The organism is Martelella sp. AMO21009 (assembly GCF_053484295.1).
This window is the reverse complement of the sequence record NZ_JBAKFR010000027.1, coordinates 23,398-42,050: the sequence shown is the minus strand read 5'-3', so window position 1 is coordinate 42,050 and position 18,653 is coordinate 23,398. Positions and strand designations below refer to the sequence as shown.

Below are 18,653 nucleotides of genomic sequence, written 5' to 3'. Positions count from 1 at the left end.
CCAAGGGCCTACTGCTTGACTATGCCGTCCGCCCAGTCGGCGATGGCGTCAGCCGTCTCGACGGGTTTGGCGGCGGGCAGGGCGTGGCTTGCCCCGTCGATCACCACGACCGTGACGCGGTCGGCGCCCAGTTCATCGCGCACCTCGTTGCGCGATTCCTCCGGGCGGAACGGGTCGGAACCGCCTTGCAGGTCGAGGATCGGCGCACTGCCGCCCGACCAGTAGCTGTCGCGATCGGTCTGCTTGCGCGCGGCGCGCTGGCTCTGGGTGACGTCCTGATGCCAGCCCTCCAGCCATGGCTCGGCGGTTTCCTCGTCGGTGAAGAAGGCCAGCATCAGCCCCTGCATCTTCTGGTCGCGGGTCGAGTTCGGGTCGTTGATCATTGTGATCGCGTCCGACAGTTCCGGCGGCCAGGACTTGGCGCCGCCCGCCAGCAGAACGACGCCGCTGACGAGGTCGGGGTGATCGGCGGCCACCGTCTTGGCGATCCACTGGCCGTAGGCATGCCCCGCGACGATGGCCGGTCCACCCTCCTGTTCGATCACGGCGGCGAAGTCATCGCCGAAATCGTGGAAGCTGACGTCCTCCATCTTGCCGTTGCTCTGGCCGATGCCGCGCGGTTCGGGCAGGGCCACCTTGTAGCCGCGTTCGGCCAGCCGGTCGGCGAGCGGAGCGAACTCGGCCGAGCCGCGGCCGGTCGAGGCGATCATCACCACCAGCGGGCCTTCGCCCCGGACCGAATAGCCGACCTGGTGGTCCCCGTTGGTCACGGTCTTCTCCTGCATTTCGGCGGCCATCGCGGCTCCTGTCAGGGCCAGGAACAGCCCCATCGTTGCAAATACGGTTTTCATGTTTTCTCCTCCCATGGTTCTCTCTGCCGCAGGGCAGAGCAACCACAATAAATCAAAAACATGATTTTACAATTCATTAAACCTGAACGGCGGCGCCTTCGGCAATCAGCGCGGCGATCCGGTCGGGGGCGAACCCTGCCTCGGCCAGGATTTCCGCGGTATGCTGGCCGAGAACTGGCGGCGGGCTTTGCACTGTCGGATTGCCTTCCGACATCAGGAAGGGCGCCACGGGCACGCGATACTCCCCCGGCCGGCCAAGGGGCTGCGGCAGCGGCTGCAGCACGCCGCGATGGTCAAGTTGCGGATCGGAAAGGGCCTCGTCCATCGGGCGCACCTTGCCCGCCGGCACGCCATGGCGGCGGAAGAAGGCCTCCCAGTCGGACGCCGTTCGGGTCAGCATCGCTTCGCGCAGCACGGCGGCTTCCTCGGCATGGGCGTCGATCCGGTCGGCATGGGCGGTCTTGACCATGTCGGGGCGGTGCAGCGCCAGCCAGAGGCGTTTCTGCTGGCGCATGTTCGCCGCGCCCAGCATCAGCAATCCATCGGCCGTATCATAGGCCCCGACGCCGGCGACGTTGAAGCGGTTGCCTTCGGGGTGCGGGGACTTGCCGCCCGCCGTCAGCGCCGTGACGTGGGTGCTCATCAGCATCAGCGTGGCGTCGAACATGGCAAGATCGATATGCTGGCCGCGGCCCGTGCGCTCGCGATGATAGAGCGCGGCGGTAATGGCGAAGGCGGTCATGTATCCGGTGGCGTAATCGACCACGGGCGCCCCGGCCCTCAGCGGGCCTGATTCCTCCGTTCCGGTCAGGGCCATCAGCCCGGCGACGGCCTGAAACACGAAATCATAGCCGGTTTCGGGGCCGCGCGGCCCGGTCTGCCCGAAAGCCGAGACCGAGCAATAGATGATGCGCGGATTGATCTTCACAATATCCTGATAGCCAAGGCCGAGCGCGGCGAGCGCGCCTGGTCGATAGTTCTCGACGAAGACGTCCGCGTCCTTCAAAAGCGCCCTGAGCGCCTCCTGGCCGCCGGCGGTCTTCAGATCGAGGGCCGCAGAACGCTTGTTGGCGCCCTGGGCCAGATAAGTCGTGCCCATACCGGCCGCGCTCAATTCCCTGTCGGGCCCTTGCAGGCGCACCTGATCGGGGTCGCCGGGCCGGTCGATCTTGATGACGTCCGCGCCCATGACGGCCATCTGATAGGCCGCGAACGGACCTGCCAGCACATGGGTGGCGTCGATCACCCGCAGTCCTTCGAATGGCATCATCCCGGTCTCCTCCTGTTTGCCGGCGACAGCTTGCCTCATCGATTAGAGCTATACAACTAGCTTAATGTAATTTAGGTTCCGTCTCGATGAAATGAACAGGGAGGAGACCGCATGCCGACAGATCAGCAGGACAAGCCGGAGGTCGGCGTGGAGATGCGGATGGTCGATGGCGCGGCCGTACTGACGATCCGCAATCCGCCGGTCAATGCGGGCTCCCACGCTGTGCGAAAGGGTCTGGCGGACGGTCTTGCCGCAGCGGCGCGAAACGGCGCGAGCGGCGCGGTGATCATCGGCGACGGGCGCTGCTTTATCGCCGGCTCCGATCTGAAGGAATTCGACAGCAAGCTGGAATGGCCCGAACTGCCGGACGTGATCCGGCTGGTCGAGGAAGCGCCCTTTCCCGTCGTTGCGGCCATGCATGGCGTTGCGCTTGGCGGCGGGCTGGAGCTCGCGCTTGGCTGCGATTACCGGCTGGCCGCGCCGCGCACGATGGTCGGCCTGCCCGAAGTCGGCCTCGGTTTCGTGCCGGGCGCGGGCGGCACGCAGCGCCTGCCGCGGCTGACGGGGCTTGTCCGTGCGATCGATCTGATCTCAGCCGCCCGCCGCATTCCGGCGGATGAGGCTGCTGAGATCGGTCTCGTCGATCGCGTGGTCGAGGGTGATCTTCTTGCGGGCGCGCTGGCCTTCCTGGCCGAAGCGGCCCGGCCCAAACGCGCGGCGCTGGCGCTGTCGCCGCCGGGCGAGGATCCGGCCGCAGTCGATGCGGCGGCGGACAAGGCGCTCAGTCGCGGCAAGGGCCGCCCAAACATCGCCGAGGCGATCCGGCTCATCCGCCGCGCCAGGGAGGCCGACGGCCGTGATGCGCTGGCGGATGAGCGTGCGGTGTTCCAGCGTCTGCGCTTGGGCGAGGATGCGACCGCGCTCAGGCATCTGTTCTTTTCCGAGCGTCGCGCTGGCGTGGTGGAAGGGCTGGACATGCGGCTTGCGCGCGCGGTCGGTTCGGTCGGCGTGATCGGCGGCGGCACGATGGGGCAGGGGATTGTCCGCTGCTTCCTCGCCGCCGGCCTGCCGGTCATTCTCATCGAACGCGATCAGGACAGTCTCGCCAGCGCCGTGTCCGCGGTTCGGGCGAGCCTTGACGCTGCGGTCGAAAAGGGCCGGCTGGCGCCTGACGAGGCCGCGCGCCGCAACGCCGCCCTCACCGGCGCGACGAATTATGCGGCGCTTTCAGGTTGCGACCTTGCGATTGAGGCCGTGTTCGAGGACATGGCGGTCAAGCGCGAGGTTCTCGGACGGCTCGAGCGTGTGCTGGCTCCCGATGCGGTGCTTGCAACCAACACCTCCTATCTGGATATCGACGCGATGGCCGAAGGGCTCGCCCACAAGGGCCGCGTGGTCGGGCTGCATTTCTTCAGCCCGGCCGATGTGATGCCGCTTCTTGAGGTGGTGCGCACGGCCGCCACCGACGACGCCACGCTTGCGACCGCGCTGAAACTGGCACGCAAGCTCGGCAAGCAGCCGGTGGTGGCGCGGGTGGCCGAGGGCTTCATCGGCAATCGCATCTACGCCGCCTATCGGCGTCGCGCCGAACTGCTGGTGCTGGATGGCGCAACGCCGCAGCAGGTGGATCGGGCCGCAACCGCGTTCGGCTTTGCCATGGGTCCGTTTGCCGTGGCCGACATGTCGGGTCTCGACATTGCCTGGGCCATGCGCAAGCGGCAGGCGCCGACGCGCGACCCCAGGTCTCGCTATGTCACGGTCCCGGATACGCTCTGCGAGATGGGCCGTCTCGGCCGCAAGACCAAGGGCGGGTGGTATGATTATCCCGAGGGCAGGCCCGTTGCCTCCGAGCTGGTTGCGGGCGTGATCGCGAAGGCGCGGCAGGCAGCGGGCATCGCGCCCGCCGAAATCGATGACGAGACCGTTCAGCGCCAGCTCCTCGCCGCCATCGTCAACGAGGCGGCGCTTCTTCTGGCCGAAGGCGTGGCGCAGCGCCCTTCGGATGTGGATGTGACGCTCTGCAACGGTTATGGGTTTCCGCGCTTTCGCGGCGGTCCGCTCTGGTGGGCCGCCCATCAGGATCGCGCCGCGATCGCCGGCGATCAGGCGCGACTGGCAGCGGCCATCGGGCACGGCTTCGTCGCCGGTCCCGTGGACAAGGTGCTGGACGATATCGGTGAAGAACGGAAAGGCTGACCTTGATGAAGCATGTGATGAAACTGCATTGGTCGCCGCGCTCGCCCTTCGTGCGCAAGGTCATGATCGTGCTGCACGAAACGGGACAGCTGGACCAGGTCGAACAGGTCCGCTCCGTCGTCGCCGTGCACCTGCCCCCGAACGCCGCCGTCATGGCCGACAATCCTCTCGGCAAGATCCCGACGCTGGTGCTCGAGGACGGGACGGTGCTGTTCGACAGCCGGGTGATCTGCGAATATCTGGATCACCGTGCGGGCGGCGGTCTGCTGGGCGACAGGCGTTTCGAGCAGTTGCGCTGGCAGGCGCTCGGCGACGGGTTGATCGATCTGCTGCTGTTGTGGCGAACCGAACTGACCCGGCCCGGCGGGCCGTGGGATGCGGTGACGGAGGGTTGGCTTGCCAAGGCCCGCGCCGCCATGGCCTTGCTGGAAGCCGAAGCCTCGATGCTTGAGTCAACGCCGTTCGGCTTGGGCCACGTCGCGATCGTCTGCGCGCTCGGGCAACTGGATTTCCGCTGGAGCGATGCGAACTGGCGTGAGCATTTCCCCAAACTGGCCGCGCTTTCGGCGGTCTGGGCCGAACGCCCATCTGTTGCGGGCACCGCGATCGTGGACGATGCGCCGGACGGCGATGACGTGACGGCCGGAAAACTGCGCTTTTAGGCATGAGGCGCGAGGCTTGTATCAAAAGCCTAGCTTTGCCCTTTATGCTTCTGCGCCGTGCCGCTAAAGTGAAGGCGCGCAAGAAGACAAGGGTACAGAACATGACACTGGCGACGAACGCGACGGCAATGGCGCTGCAGAAGAGCAATGTCTCGCGCTATATCCAGCTGGCCGGCCTGTTCCGCCGGCGGATAGAGACCGGCGAATGGGATATCGGCGCCAAGATCCCGACCGTAAAGGAACTGGCCGAGCAATGCGGCGTCGCGACCATGACCATCCGTCAGGCGCTGGATATCATCGAGGGCGAAGGCCTGATCGAGCGCTACCGCGCCAAGGGCACCTTCGTCGTCGAACGTCCTAACCGCGACCTGTGGTGCGAGGTCAAGACCGACTGGTCGGGCCTGCTGATCGCGCGCGACAATGCCACGATCGACATTCTGGGCGACGAGCGCGGCGTCATGCTGCCTCGGCGGGAAAGCGATATCGGCAGGCCGGCGCCGTCATACCGGCATCTGAAGCGACGTCACAGTCGCGCAGGCGCGCCCTTCATGATCGGCGACGTCTATGTCGACGAGCGCATTTCGCCGCTGATACCGGATGAATCCTATTCGCGCATCACCGCCATGCGGATAGCCCACGACCTTCCCGGCCACACGATCGAGGACGCCGTGCAGATCGTCACCATCGGCTCCGCCGATCTCGAGACCGCGACGGAACTGAACGTTTCGATCGGCGACCCCATCGCCAGGGTCCAGCGTATCGCCGTCGACCAGCACGGCGACATCGTCCTCCTGGCCAACGGCATCTATCGCGGCGACATGATGAAGATCGAGGTCAAACTGCGTTGATCAGTCCTTGAAGACCGGCGGGCGCTTCTCGCGGAAGGCGGCCATTGCCTCGGCGGTGTCGTCAGAGGTCGACAGCGCCTTGGTCTGGGTCTGCTCGAAGCGATAGGCGTCGTAGATCGACATGCCTTCGGTCACCTGAAAGGACTTCTTCGCCGCCCGCACGGCGGAGGGGCTGGCCTTCGCGATGTCGGCGGCGATGCCAAGCGCTGTCGGCATCAGCTCCTCGGGCGCGGTGCAAGCCGAAGCGACATTCATGCGCAGCAGGTCGGGTCCGTAGATGCGCCGCGCCGTCATGATCAACAGCCGCGCGTCGCTTTCGCCGAAATGGCGGCGCACATGAGCTACCCCGCCGGCAAGACCGACATTGACCTCGGTCATCTGCAGGAAACCCTTTTCCGATGTCACGATGATATCGCAGCAGAGCGCGGTCACGCAGCCGGCGCCGATGGCCGCGCCGTTCACGGCGGCGATGATCGGCTTGGGGCATTCCAGCAGGCAGTCGAAGCTTGCGCGCACGCGGCGGTTATGGGCGGTGTAGTGGCCGGGCTCCTGGGTCGGGCGTTCGGAGAGGTCGGCGCCGGCGGAAAACGCCTTGCCTTCGCCGGTCAGCACGATCACCCGCACATCGGGTCGGTCGCCAAGCGCATCCACGACCTCGGCCAGTTCCTCGCGAAAGCGGTTGTTCTGGGCATTCACCGGCGGGCGGGTGATGGTGATGGTAGCGACGTGATCCGCAACTGTCAGCGTCAGTGTTTCATGGCTCATGGCTTGACCTTTCCGTCCGGGCCCAGGGGGGGCCGTGTCATGGTAAACGAACGCGGCGGGACCGTGTATTCCATATATCCCATCCGACCGAGCGGCTGCAGAAGTTCGACATCCACAAGCCCGTCAGGGCTGAGCACGCTTTCGTCGATATGGATGCCGACCACCTCGCCGATGATGACCCGGTTGGTGCATTCGGCTCCGGTGGAGGGCGTCAGCGTCAGGGACTGCGACACGATGCATTCCACCGACACCGGCGATTCCGCCACGCGCGGGCAGGGGATGTTTTCACACGGCGCGGCCGTCAGCCCGGCCTCGGCGAATTCGTCCACGCCCTCGGGCCATGTGGCGGAACTCAGATTCATGGCTTCGCGCAAGGGATAGGTCGCGATATTGACGCAGAAATGGCCCGTCGCCTCGGCATTGAGATAGCTATGCTTGGGGCTGTCGGAGGAGAACATCACGAAGGGCGGCTTGCCCGAGATCGCGTTGAAGCAGCTATAGGGCGCAAGATTCGCCACGCCGGACGGGGACAGGGTGGAGATCCAGCCGATGGGCCGCGGCACGATCAGGGCCAGCCACGGATTGTGCGGCAGGCCGTGGGGCTGGTGGCGGGGATCGTAGAACATCAGGTCTCCTTCGCCGGAGGCATGGTGAAGAGCTGGTCGTGCGCACCGGTGAGCGTCTCTGTCATGCCTGCGGGCAGAGGAACCCGATGGACATTCAGCGTCATCGCGACCATCGAGTAATAACCGATCACCGCCGTCAGCTCGACCGCGCCCAGCTCGCCCCACCGGGCAAGAATGGCGTCATAGGCCGCGTCCGCGACATTGCCGGTCTGCAGCATCTGGCGGGCGAACTCATAGACCTCGCGGGCGGCGTCGTCCGCGCCGAAATCGGGGGAATGCCCCTCGCGGATCGCCTGCATATAGGCCTGGGGCAGTCCGGCGCGTTCGGCGTCACCGGCGTGAATGCCCCATTCCAGATCGCTGTTCCAGCGCCGCGCTGTCACCAGGATCGCCAGCTCGTTGAGATGCGTGGGGATCGAGGTCTCGAACCGCAGCACCTGCCCGAGGCGCTGCCAGCGGTCGGCGAGCGCCGGATTGTGCAGCGCCGCGCGCAGCGGACCAACCAGCGTTCCCCTCGGGCCGGAGACGATCTGATCGTAGACCTCGCGCTGTTCCTCCGTCATCGTGTCGGGCGCGGGGAAGCTGATCCGGCCTCCATTGGTGCGGGTCGGCGTGGTCTGGTCGTTCATGCTGTTGTCTCCAGTCCCAGCGCGCGCAGAACGTCGTCCGTGTGTTCGCCGAGGAGCGGTGGGGCCTTGTCGAAGGACAGAGGCGCGTTGCGGAAATTTAAGGGGCTGACGACCTGTTTCAGGTCTCCGCTCAATGGATGCGGAATGTCGCGCAGCATCTTCCGGTGCTGAACCTGCGGTTCCTCGAAGACGCGATCGACAGTATTGATCGGCCCCGAGGGCACGCCGGCTCTGGCAAAGGCCGCGACCCAGTGATCGACGCCATTCTTCGCCAGCGCCTCGAGCAGGATCGCCTCCAGCGCGGGCAGGTTCTCCACCCGGCCGGGGTTGGTAGCGAAATCGGGATTGTCGGCCAGTTCCGGCATGCCGATCACCTCGGCGAACTTGCGGAACTGCCCGTCATTGCCGACGGCGAGCACGATATGGCCGTCAGCCACCGGATAGACGTTCTGCGGCTGGATGTTCGGATGCCGGTTGCCGCGCCTGACCGGCGGGGTGCCCGAGACCAGATAGTTCATCGCCTGATTGGCGAGCATCGCAACGGAAACGTCCAGCATCGCGAGATCGATATGGTCGCCCTTGCCGGTCTTCTCGCGATTGGCAAGCGCCGCCAGGACCCCGATCGTGGCATACATGCCGGTCATGATGTCGACGATCGGGACGCCCACCTTCTGCGGGCCGCCACCCGGCGCATCATCCGGCGCGCCGGTTACACTCATCAGCCCGCCCATGGCCTGGATCATGAAGTCATAGGCGGCATCGTCCTTCATCGGGCCGGTAAGGCCGAAGCCGGTGATCGAGCAGTAGATCAGGCGCGGGTTCACCTGCCGCAGATCCTCGTAGCCAAGCCCCATCCGCTCCAGCGTTCCGGCCTTGAAATTCTCGAGCACGATATCGGACTGGCCGGCGAGCGCCCGCACGGCGGCGCGGCCCTCTTCCGATTTCAGGTCCAGCGCGACCGAGCGCTTGCCGCGATTGACCGAAAGGTAATAGCCCGATTCCTTGGTCGGCTTACCATCCTTGTCCTTCAGGAAGGGAGGCCCCCAGCGGCGGGTGTCGTCGCCTTCGCCCGCGCGCTCGATCTTGATGACGTCGGCGCCCAGATCGGCCAGGATCTGGCCGCTCCACGGCCCCGCCATGATACGGCTGAGATCGAGGACGCGGATATGGGACAGCGGTCCTGGCATCAGGCTTGCTCCTTCGTGGTCGGGTAGTTCTGGTCGAGAAAGGCCAGCAGGGCGTCGTTGAAGGCCTCGGGGTTCTGGAAATTGGGGAGATGGCCCGCGTCGGGAATGACCGCGATCCGCGCGCCGGGGATGCCGCCGAACTGTTTCGCCACCGCCTCGGGCATGGCGCCGTCATCGGCGCCGGCAATGCCCAGCACCGGGCAGCCGATCGGTGTGGTCTGGTCATACTCCGAAAGCGCATATGTCGCGGCGGCAAAGCCCGCGACGCTGGTTCCCGTGATGATCGCGCGAAGACGGGCGCTGAGGGCGCTGTCCTCGGCCTCGCCGGGCAGCCAGCGCGGCGCGGTGGATGCGGCGATCGCTTCCATGCCGTCGCGTTGCGCGGTTTCGCGCCGCTCGGTCCAGAAAGCCGCGCGGCCGGGGGCGCTGTGCATCACGCCATCGACGGCCACGAAGGCTGCAATACGGTCGGGCGCTGCAGCAAGTGCGGCGAGCGCCGTGGGGCAGCCCATCGACAGGCCCACAACGGCGGCGCGGTCCGCGCCGGCCGCATCCATGACCGCCAGCAGGTCGGCGCCGTATCGGGTGAAATCCATCGCGCCCGCGCTCGCCTCCGACACGCCATGCCCGCGCTGGTCGTAGCGCAGAACGCGATACCGGCCCGAAAGCGCATCGGTCTGGGCGTCCCAGATCGACATGTCGGTCAGCACGGAATTGGCGAACACGACAAAGGGCGCGCCCTTGGAGCCGTCTATCCGGGCCTTGAGCGAGATGCCATCGGAGAGGGGAACGGTGAGCGTGGTCATGCGGCGATCTCCTTCTTGCGGGTCAAGAGGCCATGGCCCATGACCAGCGCCAGCGCGGCGAAGCCGATCAGGTCGGACATGCGCTCCGGCACCAGCAGGCACAGTCCGCCGGCAAGCAGGACCAGCGCCTCCCAGCCCCTGGCAGTGCGGTTCAGCACATAGATCCAGCGTTCCGAGGCGGCCGACAGCATCAGGATCGAGACGATGGCCGTGCCAACCGCCATGGCGACATGCAGGGCGTCGCCTTCGAGGATCAGGTTCGGGTTGAGCACGAACAGGAAGGGGAGCACGAACAGCAGCGCCCCGAGCCGCATCGCGGTCACGCCGGTCTGCATGGCGGGCGCCTTCGCGATCGAGGCGGCGGCGACGGCGGCCATCGCCACGGGCGGGGTTATGTAGGAGAGCATTGCCCAGTAGAGGATGAACAGGTGCGCCGCCATCTGGCTGAAACCCGCCTCCGTCAGCGCCGGGGCCAGAACGACGGCCAGGAAGATATAGCAGGCCGAGACCGTCATCCCCATGCCAAGGATGAAGCTCGTCGCAGCGCCGAAGAGCAGCAGCAGATAGGGGTTGCCGCCGGCATATTGCAGCAGTTCGCGGCTGAAGGCGTTGCCGACGCCTGTGATCGCCAGCGATCCGACGACCATGCCGACGCCCGCCAGCACGCCGACCAGCATGCCGATGGTCGTGCCGACCTCGAGGATCATGGTGACGATCGGCTTGCCGATGCCGTCCTTGCGGGCGCGCCACAGCGCGGTCAGAACCAGAAGCACGGTGATGTAGAAAGGGGCTTTGGCTTCCGCGTTGGTGGCGAGCAGCAGCCAGACCAGCGCCACCAGCGAAACGAGGTAGATCCAGCCCGAGCGCAGCACCAGCCACAGCTTCGGCAACTGATCGCGCGGAAGACCCTTCAGGCCGTTGCGCGCCGCATAGCAATCGGTCTGGATCAAGAGCACCAGATAGAACAGCAGGGCGGGCACGGTTGCCGCGACCATGATGTCGGCATAGGGCACGTTCATGAACGAGGCCATGACGAAGGCGACCGAGCCCATGACCGGCGGCATCAGCGCGCCGCCCGTCGAGGCGCAGGATTCCACCGCGCCGGCATAGGTCGCCGGGTAGCCGCACTTCTTCATGGTCGGGATGGTCATCGAGCCGGTCGAGATCACGTTGGAGATCACGCTGCCCGACAGCGAGCCGAAGAAGCCGGAGGAGAGGATCGCGACCTTTGCCGGCCCGCCGCGCGCATGGCCCATCAGCGCGCTCGCGAGATCCATGAAAAAGGCGCCGCCGCCCGAAACGGTAAGCGCCACGCCGAACAGGATGAAGCCGATCAGAAGGTCGGCGATCACCCGCAGGGGGATGCCGATAATGCTTTCGACGCCCAGCGAATGGCTGAGCACCGTCTCGCTGAAGCTCATCTGCGCGCCCCACAGAAAGCCCGGCATGTATCCGGTATAGAGCGGGAAAGTCGCGAAGATCGCGCAGATGATGAAAAGCGGCAGACCGGCGCAGCGGCGCACGGCTTCGAGCGAAAGAAGCACGAGGCAGGTGGCCATCACGATCACATAGGTCGGGGCCTCGAATTCCCAGCCCTGATAGAGAATGGCGTCGGTTCTGGTCGAAAAGTAGATGCAGATGCCGAAGGCCGCTACGGCCAGAGCCCAGTCATACCATCGCACGCGGCTCGCATCGGCCTGGCGCGCCGGCGTGCCGAGAAAGGCCACCGGCATGAACAGGCCCAGCACGATGTAGTAATAGGCCGTGCTGATCGGCCGCCAGCCCAGGATCTGCAGGTTGAAGATCTGGTTGACGATGATGGCGATGCCCGCGGTGGAGAGCGCCATCACGACGAACCATGCAGCGTCCGAGATGCGCTGGGCCTCCTGCTGCCAGAACCTGGCCGCGCCGGGAGCGTTCGGTATGATCTGAGAAGACATGGGCCTTATCCTGTCGGCAGGGCGCGAGGCGGAGTTTGCGGACGCGGCGCAAACGGCCGCGTCCGTTGAGGATTACTGGGCGTTTTCGGTGCGATACTGTTCCCAGAACGCAACCCAGTCATCGGACGAGACGCCCTGCTCCTTGGCGGCTTCGGTCGCCGCGGCCCACATTTCCTTGGTCTTTTCGATCTCGGCAATGCGCTGGTCGTTCCAGGCCTGGTCCGCATCCGTCCAGATGCCGCGCTCCGTAAGATACTTGATCGCGCCGGGATGGAAGGGCGCGCCGGACGGCGTCCGGCCGGACTCTTCCAGCCTCCAGTTTGCCATCACGGCATTGGCGTCCTTGTAGTCCGGATAGGCCTGGTCCAGCGCCTTCAGAAGGTTGTAGACCTCATCCTCGTCGGTGCTGGCCAGCGTCGTCAGCTGCGGATAGCTGTAGCCCAGGAGTTCGGCCGGGTTTTCCTCGGAAATGCCGGCGCCCTTGGTCATGGTGATCGGGTTGAACAGGCTTGCCCGCGCGGCCACGCGCTTCCAGCCCTCGGTATCGTCTGCGGACATGTCCAGCCAGTGGAACCCGCGCCCGGCTTCTGCTTCGCGCAGAGCGGCAACGGTGGTGGTGACCGGAACCACGTCCACCTCGCCGGCGACGAAGGCCGACATCATGGCGCCATATCCGGGATACATCACCTTCTCCACATCGTCCGGCGTCAGGCCGGCGAAGGCGAGTGCGGCCTCGGTGTTCATCGTGGTCGAGGGGCTGGCTTCGACGAAACCGACCTTGGCGCCCTTGAGGTCTGCCATGGTTCCGACATCGGTGTCGTTGCCGGCGACAAGGCCGACGGCGGCGGGCCGGCCCATCAGCACGCGCAAATCCTGCGGGCCCCAGTCGGCGGCGGCGAACTCATAAGTCCCGTCCGAAGCGAACAGGATCTCGTTGCCCATGAAACCGAAATTCGCGCGGCCGCGCACAAGCGGCAGCAAGCGGCCGATTGCGGTGCCCGAAGGCGTCAGCCGCACGGCCGTTCCGAATGTCTTGTCCAGCGCGTCGGCCATGGCCGAGGCCTCGACATAGCCGGTCGAGCCGAGATCGTAGGACGTCCAGATCATCGTCTTCGGCAGCGTCACATCGTCCTGGGCAAAGGCCGCCGGAGCGGTCAGCATGGCAACGGCCACGACCGTGCCCTTCATGAGGTTAGAATGAAACAAGCGAAATCCTCCCTAGGTATCCGTTTTCCGGAAAACAACCGCGGCCTCCACGCCCCGATAAGGTCACCATGGCCGCTATGAGCCTAAAAGTCAATTCTATGATTTAATGAAGCCGGAGATTCAGTTCGGCAGACCCAGCACCGCTTTCGACAGCACGTTGCGCATGATCTCGGTCGAGCCGCCGAAGATCGTGGTCGGGCGCGCCGAAAGATAGGTGGCGGCGGCATGCAAGCGGCGGTCGTCGTCCGGCGGATGCGACAGGCCAGCCTCGGGCCCGGCGACCTCCATGATCAGTTCGGAGATGCGCTGGTACAATTCGGACTGGAATATCTTCAGCATGGCGACGTCCGCGCCGATCTCCCGTCCGTCCTTCAGGCGGTCCAGATAGGTCTGGAACAGATCGCCGAGATCGCGCGTGTCGCATTCCAGAGCGACATAGCGGTCGCGGAACACCGGAACGTCCCAGACGCCGTTTCGCTTCGCCAGATGGGCGAGCCTTGCAAGCGCGCTTGCCGACAGCCGGGGCGCGCCGATGAAGACGCGCTCATGTCCCAGTAGCGCCTTGGCGGCGGTCCAGCCCTCGTTGACGCCGCCGACGATATGGTCCAGCGGAACGCGGACATCGTCAAAGAACACCTCGCAGAATTCGGCTTCGCCGGCGAGGTTCTCGATATTGCGGGTGGTGACGCCGGGCGCATCCATCGGCACCAGAAGAAAGCTGATCCCGGCCTGTTTCTTCACGGTCTTGTCGGTGCGGGCGAGGATGAAGATCCAGTTCGCATCCATGCCGAGCGTGGTCCAGGTCTTCTGGCCGTTGATGACCCATTCATCGCCGTCGCGCACCGCCTCGCAGCGCACGGCCGCAAGGTCGGAGCCCGCGCCGGGTTCCGAATAGCCCTGCGCCCAGATATCCTGTCCGGACAGGATGCGCGGCAGGTAGTGCGCCTTCTGCGCCTCGGTTCCGTATTTCAGCAGCAGCGGTCCGAGCATGACCGGGCCGATGTCGTGGACGCGGGCCGCGCCGAAACGCTCGAATTCCTCGATCATGATCAGATGCTTGCCGGCGGAAAGACCCATGCCGCCATGTTCGACGGGCCATGTCGGGCACAGGAAGCCGCGCCGCGACAGCGCCATGTACCAGGGCTTCACCTCGTCCCAGTGCAGGCGTTCCAGCGGAAAACGGGGGATGTCGGGATATTCGCTTTCGACGAAATCGCGGATCATGGCGCGGAATTCGCCGTCCGGCATGGCGTTGTAATCGGTGCTCATGCTGCGTCCTCCAGAGTGCGGGCCAGGCGGGCGCGCACCGCCATGGGGGCGCCGAAAAGATTGGCATCGGTCATCGCGCGGCGGACGAACAGGCCGATATCGGCCTCGTCGGTAATGCCCATGGCGCCGTGCATCTGCACGGCCTCGCGGGCGACCAGCATCGCGGTCTCGGCCGCGCGCAGCTTGCAGCGGTCGGCGTCGTGGGCGCGGCCGGCGGCCCCGGTGTCGAAGCGGGCGGCCGTCGCCATGACGGCGGCGCGCAACAGCTCGATCCGGATTTTTATTTCGGTGGCGCGATGCTGCAGGGCCTGGAAGCTGCCGATCGGGCGTCCGAACTGTTCGCGCACCTTCAGATAGTCGAGCGTGATCGCCAATGCCCGGTCCGAAAGGCCGAGCAGAAAGGCGGAATGCGCCAGACTTGCATCCTCCACAACGGTCTCGGCCTGCGGGCATGGGATAAGATCGGCGGCCACATTGTTGAGATGCAGCGTCGCAATTCGCCCGCCATCCAGCGTATCGGCCTGATTGACCGTGACCCCTTTCGCATCATGCGACACGACGGCGACGCCCGCCCCGGTCAGCACGGCGAAGACATCCGCGTCGCCCGGCACGGCGATCTTGACGCCGTTCAGCCGGCCGCCGGCCGCGCCGCCCTCGAAACCCAGCGAGGCCGCATCGTCCTGCCAGGCCATCACCATGATCGCTGCGCCGGTTGCGGCCTCTTCGGGGAAGGCCTCGCCGAGCAGCGCGCCGGCCATGATGGTTGATCCGATGGGCTCGGGCACAAGCCCGCCGCCCAGCACCTGCATCAGTTCGCATGTCTCGCGCATGCCCAGCCCCAGCCCGCCGGCTTCTTCCGGAACGCGCATCAGGAACAGGCCGAGTTCGCCCGCCCGCGCCATCATGGCGCGGTCGGTGCCCTTGCCGCGCGCGGCACGGACGCGGCCGAGATCGCCGTCGGCGGGCACGATGGCGCGCGCGCTGTCGACGATCATGCGGGCGTTTTCCATCCAGTCTTCCATTGTCTCGCTCCCCTTATGCAATCGCGCCAGTGCCGCGCAGTTCGGCTATGCGCTCCTCGGTCAGACCGATCTCCCGCAGCACCTCGTCGGTATGCTCGGCGAGCAGGGGCGGCGGCCTTGTGGCGGCCACCGGGTCGCCCGAAAACCGCACCGGGTTTGCGATGTAATTGACGCGGCCTGCCCTTGGATGGTCGAGCTGCCGCACCAGTTCGCGCACCTTGACCTGCGGCATTCGCAGCGTGTCCTCGAAGCTGTTGAGCGGTCCAGCCGGTATACCGATCGCCTCGAGTTCGGCATAGGTGGCGTCGGCGTTTCTTGTGGCGAGCTTCTCCGCGATCAGCGGGACCAGGGTATCGGCGTTCTGCACCCTTGCGAGGTTGGTGGCGTAGCGTTCGTCATCGGCCACGCCCTCCAGCCCCAGATACTCCGCGAAGCGGCGGAACTGCGGATCATTGCCGATGGCGATCATGATCGGCCGATCGGCGCAGTCGAAGGCCTGCCAGGGGCAGGTGATCTGCGAGGCGGTGCCATTGCGGCGCGGGAGCTTGCCCGAGGAGAGGTAGTTCATCGCCATATGCGAGGCGGCATGGATCTGCGTGTCGAGCAGGGCGATATCGATGAACTGCCCCTCGCCAGAAACGGCGTCGCGATGGTTCAGCGCCGCAAGGATCGCGGCCACCGCATATTGCCCGGCCGTGATGTCCGAGATGGAATAGCCCACCAGCGCCGGTTCGTCTTTTGACGAGCCGGTGATGGACAACAGCCCGCTCATCGCCTGAAAGATCGGGTCATAGCCCGGCAGGTGCGCCATCGGTCCCGTCTGGCCGAAGCCGGTGATCGAGCAATAGATCAGGCGGGGGTTGAGCCTGGCGACCGTCTCATAGTCGAGCCCCATGCGGGCCAGCGTGCCGGTCTTGAAGTTCTCGATCAGCACATCGGCGTTCTCGATCAGCTTTTGGGCGATCTCTCGCCCCTCCGGCGATTTCAGGTCCAGCGCCACCGAGCGTTTTCCGCGGTTCATCGCCAGAAAGCTTGAGGTTTCGCCCGTCGGCGCGCCATCGGCATCCAGGTGAGGAACGCCCATGCGTCGGACATCGTCGCCGCCCTTGACGTGTTCCAGCTTGATAACGTCGGCGCCGAAATCGGCCAGCATCTGCCCGGCCCAGGGCCCGGCGAAGACGCGGCTGAGGTCGATAACCCTGATATGGTCCAGACATCCGGCCATGCTATCCTCCCTTTCCATTCCGGCGGGAAAATGCCAGCGCGGCGACGTTTGCGCAATCAAAAAATCTTAAATATGACTTTTTAATCTTTGTGGAAGTTCATGCTGCCCGGCGCCGGCGTTTATGTCAGGATGTTGTTGCCGGATACTGAGTTGACGCTTCGCAAATTTTGCCTCACGACTGCGCGATTGGTAAGGTTCATTGCCAGGCGGGCTTCGTGTTATGACGCCGCAAGAAGTGTCTTTTCGTACTGCCGGGCAGGCAAGTCCGCAGTCACGGAGACAAAAACCTGTTTACTGAAGAGAAAGCTTCCGGGAGGCTGTCCATGTTCTCGCGTTCTACAATCCGGGCCACGATTGACAACCTCCAGACGGTTTTGAATGCCATGCCGCTGCCCGTTATCATCAAGGACCGCGCTCACAGGATCGTGGTCGCGAATGATGCCGCCTGCGTGTTTTTTGGCAGGTCGCGGGAGGCTTTGCTCGGCTCGTTGGATGAACAATTGCCGGAGGACCAGCGCGCTGTTTTCTGGAAGGTCGACAACCAGGTGTTCGAGACTGGAGAACCGAACGAGAATGAAGAGGTCGTCACCGATGCAAAGGGCGACGTTCATGTCATCGTGACCCGCAAGCGGCTTGTCGAACTCGACACGGCTGATGGCAGGGAGCCGTTCATCCTTGCCATTCTCTCGGATGTCACGACGATCCGGGAGGCCGAGGCGCGGGCCGCCTATCTTGCCGAGCACGACCCGCTGACGGGCCTTTCAAACCGCAACCACCTTACGGATACGCTTGCCGAGGCCGTCGCTGCTTCCGGGCGCTCGCAGGCCAAGGTCGGGCTTCTGCTTCTGGATCTTGACGGTTTCAAGCAGGTCAATGACCGATATGGTCACGTCGCCGGCGATGAACTTCTTCGGGTGGTGGCCCGGCGGCTGTCCGGTCATGTCCGGTCCGGCGACACGGTGTCGCGGATCGGGGGCGACGAATTCTGCGTCGTCCAGGTGGGCGTCCAGCAACCGGCCGGCGCCTTCACCCTGGCGAAGCGCCTCATCCGCGCGCTCGAAGAGCCGGTTCTCGTGGGGCAGACGCGCGTCTCCGTCTCGGTCTCCATCGGAATTGCGCTGTTTCCGGATGATGCTTCGGGCACGGACGAACTCTATAACAACGCCGACATGGCGCTGTACGCGGTCAAGCGGTCGGGCGGGGGCAGCTATCTTCGTTTCGACCACGCCGCTGACGGGCAGGTTTGGCAGGAATGGGACGTCGAAAAGGAATTGCGCGCAGCGATTACCCATGGCGATATCGCGCTTGCCTATCAGCCTCTGTGCGACGGCATGGATTCGGTTGTCGTCGGATATGAAGCGCTCGCCCGGTGGACGCATCCTGAAAGAGGAGAGATTTCTCCGGACATCTTTATCCCGGTTGCCGAGAGAACCGGCATCATTCGCAGGCTCGGCGCCTGGATTTTGGAGACGGCATGCCGTGACGCTGCGATGTGGCCGGAAAATGTGCGTGTGTCCGTGAATGTCTCTTCGACGCAGCTTGAGGACGGGCACCTGGCCGGAACGGTCCGGCATGCGCTTGACGTCTCCGGGCTTGCGCCCCGACGCCTCGAACTGGAGATCAAGGAATCGGCTCTGATCGGCGCGAGCGAGATGGTTGCGCAGACCTTTTCGCAATTGAAGGAGATCGGCGTTCTGCTGGCGCTGGATGATTTCGGCGCCGGAACCTCGTCGATATCCAGCATACAGCGCATGCCGTTCGACCGGATCAAGATCGACCGCAGTTTTGTTTCAAATCTGGATTCCGATGCTCGCTCCGTCGCGATCATCCGCGCGATTCTCGCGATCGGAAAGGAACTCAACCTGTCGGTCACGGCCGAAGGGGTCGAACACGAGAGCCAGCGCGTCGCCCTCAGGCACATGGGATGTCCCGAACTTCAGGGCTTTCTCCTCGGCCGGCCGGAGCCGCCTTCAAGGGTGAACGAACGCGTCGCTGAGGCAAGCGAGCCGACAGGAAAAGGAGAGCTCTCATGATCACACGGCTGAGAGGCTGAACGAGGTTTGTTCTTGCGTCTGCGGCGGAGGCGGCATTCTCGCCAACGAAGCGGCAAGGTGGCGCGTCCTCGGGAAACGGGCAAGGCCGCGAAGAAGG

At 65.1% G+C, this 18,653-nt stretch carries 16 protein-coding genes; 4 read left to right on the top strand and 12 right to left on the bottom strand.

Features of this window, described 5'->3' with window-relative positions:
* Positions 1–8 precede the first annotated feature (8 nt).
* Complete coding sequence (locus V6766_RS20660; protein ID WP_448469720.1) at positions 9–851, bottom strand: alpha/beta fold hydrolase; 843 nt, start codon at positions 849–851, stop codon at positions 9–11.
* 76 nt (positions 852–927) lie between these two features.
* The gene (locus V6766_RS20655) at positions 928–2,121 is read right to left on the bottom strand and encodes a CaiB/BaiF CoA transferase family protein (protein WP_448469718.1); all 1,194 of its coding nucleotides are present in this window, start codon (positions 2,119–2,121) and stop codon (positions 928–930) included.
* A gap of 111 nt (positions 2,122–2,232) precedes the next feature.
* On the opposite strand from V6766_RS20655, the gene V6766_RS20650 reads away from it, so the two are divergent.
* The 3 genes from V6766_RS20650 to V6766_RS20640 all read left to right on the top strand — a co-directional run bounded on the left by V6766_RS20650 (position 2,233) and on the right by V6766_RS20640 (position 5,827).
* Positions 2,233–4,317, top strand: a complete 2,085-nt coding sequence (locus tag V6766_RS20650) for a 3-hydroxyacyl-CoA dehydrogenase NAD-binding domain-containing protein (protein WP_448469716.1) — start codon at positions 2,233–2,235, stop codon at positions 4,315–4,317.
* A 17-nt stretch (positions 4,318–4,334) separates the two neighbouring features.
* Complete coding sequence (locus V6766_RS20645; protein WP_448469714.1) at positions 4,335–4,979, top strand: glutathione S-transferase; 645 nt, start codon at positions 4,335–4,337, stop codon at positions 4,977–4,979.
* A gap of 101 nt (positions 4,980–5,080) precedes the next feature.
* The gene (locus V6766_RS20640; RefSeq protein WP_448469712.1) at positions 5,081–5,827 is read left to right on the top strand and encodes a GntR family transcriptional regulator; all 747 of its coding nucleotides are present in this window, start codon (positions 5,081–5,083) and stop codon (positions 5,825–5,827) included.
* Here the strand turns inward: V6766_RS20640 and V6766_RS20635 are convergent, their stop codons facing one another.
* The 10 genes from V6766_RS20635 to V6766_RS20590 form a co-directional block, all read right to left on the bottom strand.
* Positions 5,828–6,592, bottom strand: coding sequence for an enoyl-CoA hydratase/isomerase family protein (locus V6766_RS20635; RefSeq protein ID WP_448469710.1), 765 nt, complete (start codon positions 6,590–6,592; stop codon positions 5,828–5,830).
* Positions 6,589–7,218: a flavin reductase family protein gene (locus tag V6766_RS20630; RefSeq protein ID WP_448469709.1), complete on the bottom strand. Its 630-nt coding sequence runs from the start codon at positions 7,216–7,218 to the stop codon at positions 6,589–6,591. The genes V6766_RS20635 and V6766_RS20630 overlap by 4 nt, the downstream gene beginning before the upstream one ends.
* Positions 7,218–7,847, bottom strand: coding sequence for a carboxymuconolactone decarboxylase family protein (locus tag V6766_RS20625; RefSeq protein WP_448469707.1), 630 nt, complete (start codon positions 7,845–7,847; stop codon positions 7,218–7,220). Before V6766_RS20625 ends, V6766_RS20630 begins: the two co-directional genes overlap by 1 nt.
* The gene (locus tag V6766_RS20620; protein WP_448469705.1) at positions 7,844–9,034 is read right to left on the bottom strand and encodes a CaiB/BaiF CoA transferase family protein; all 1,191 of its coding nucleotides are present in this window, start codon (positions 9,032–9,034) and stop codon (positions 7,844–7,846) included. Before V6766_RS20620 ends, V6766_RS20625 begins: the two co-directional genes overlap by 4 nt.
* Positions 9,034–9,840 carry an alpha/beta fold hydrolase gene (locus tag V6766_RS20615; protein WP_448469703.1) on the bottom strand — a complete coding sequence of 269 codons (807 nt, stop codon included), beginning with the start codon at positions 9,838–9,840 and terminating at the stop codon, positions 9,034–9,036. Before V6766_RS20615 ends, V6766_RS20620 begins: the two co-directional genes overlap by 1 nt.
* Positions 9,837–11,780 (bottom strand): TRAP transporter permease, encoded by a 1,944-nt coding sequence (locus tag V6766_RS20610; RefSeq protein WP_448469701.1) that lies wholly within the window; start codon positions 11,778–11,780, stop codon positions 9,837–9,839. The genes V6766_RS20615 and V6766_RS20610 overlap by 4 nt, the downstream gene beginning before the upstream one ends.
* A gap of 72 nt (positions 11,781–11,852) precedes the next feature.
* Complete coding sequence (locus V6766_RS20605; protein ID WP_448469699.1) at positions 11,853–12,986, bottom strand: TAXI family TRAP transporter solute-binding subunit; 1,134 nt, start codon at positions 12,984–12,986, stop codon at positions 11,853–11,855.
* 120 nt (positions 12,987–13,106) lie between these two features.
* Complete coding sequence (locus V6766_RS20600; protein WP_448469697.1) at positions 13,107–14,255, bottom strand: acyl-CoA dehydrogenase family protein; 1,149 nt, start codon at positions 14,253–14,255, stop codon at positions 13,107–13,109.
* Complete coding sequence (locus V6766_RS20595; protein WP_448469695.1) at positions 14,252–15,277, bottom strand: acyl-CoA dehydrogenase family protein; 1,026 nt, start codon at positions 15,275–15,277, stop codon at positions 14,252–14,254. The genes V6766_RS20600 and V6766_RS20595 overlap by 4 nt, the downstream gene beginning before the upstream one ends.
* Before the next feature lie 13 nt (positions 15,278–15,290).
* Positions 15,291–16,502: a CaiB/BaiF CoA transferase family protein gene (locus V6766_RS20590; RefSeq protein WP_448469693.1), complete on the bottom strand. Its 1,212-nt coding sequence runs from the start codon at positions 16,500–16,502 to the stop codon at positions 15,291–15,293.
* Positions 16,503–16,825: 323 nt separating this feature from the next.
* Here V6766_RS20590 and V6766_RS20585 point away from each other — a divergent pair, with 323 nt between their 5' ends.
* Positions 16,826–18,535: a putative bifunctional diguanylate cyclase/phosphodiesterase gene (locus V6766_RS20585; RefSeq protein WP_448469691.1), complete on the top strand. Its 1,710-nt coding sequence runs from the start codon at positions 16,826–16,828 to the stop codon at positions 18,533–18,535.
* Positions 18,536–18,653 lie beyond the last annotated feature (118 nt).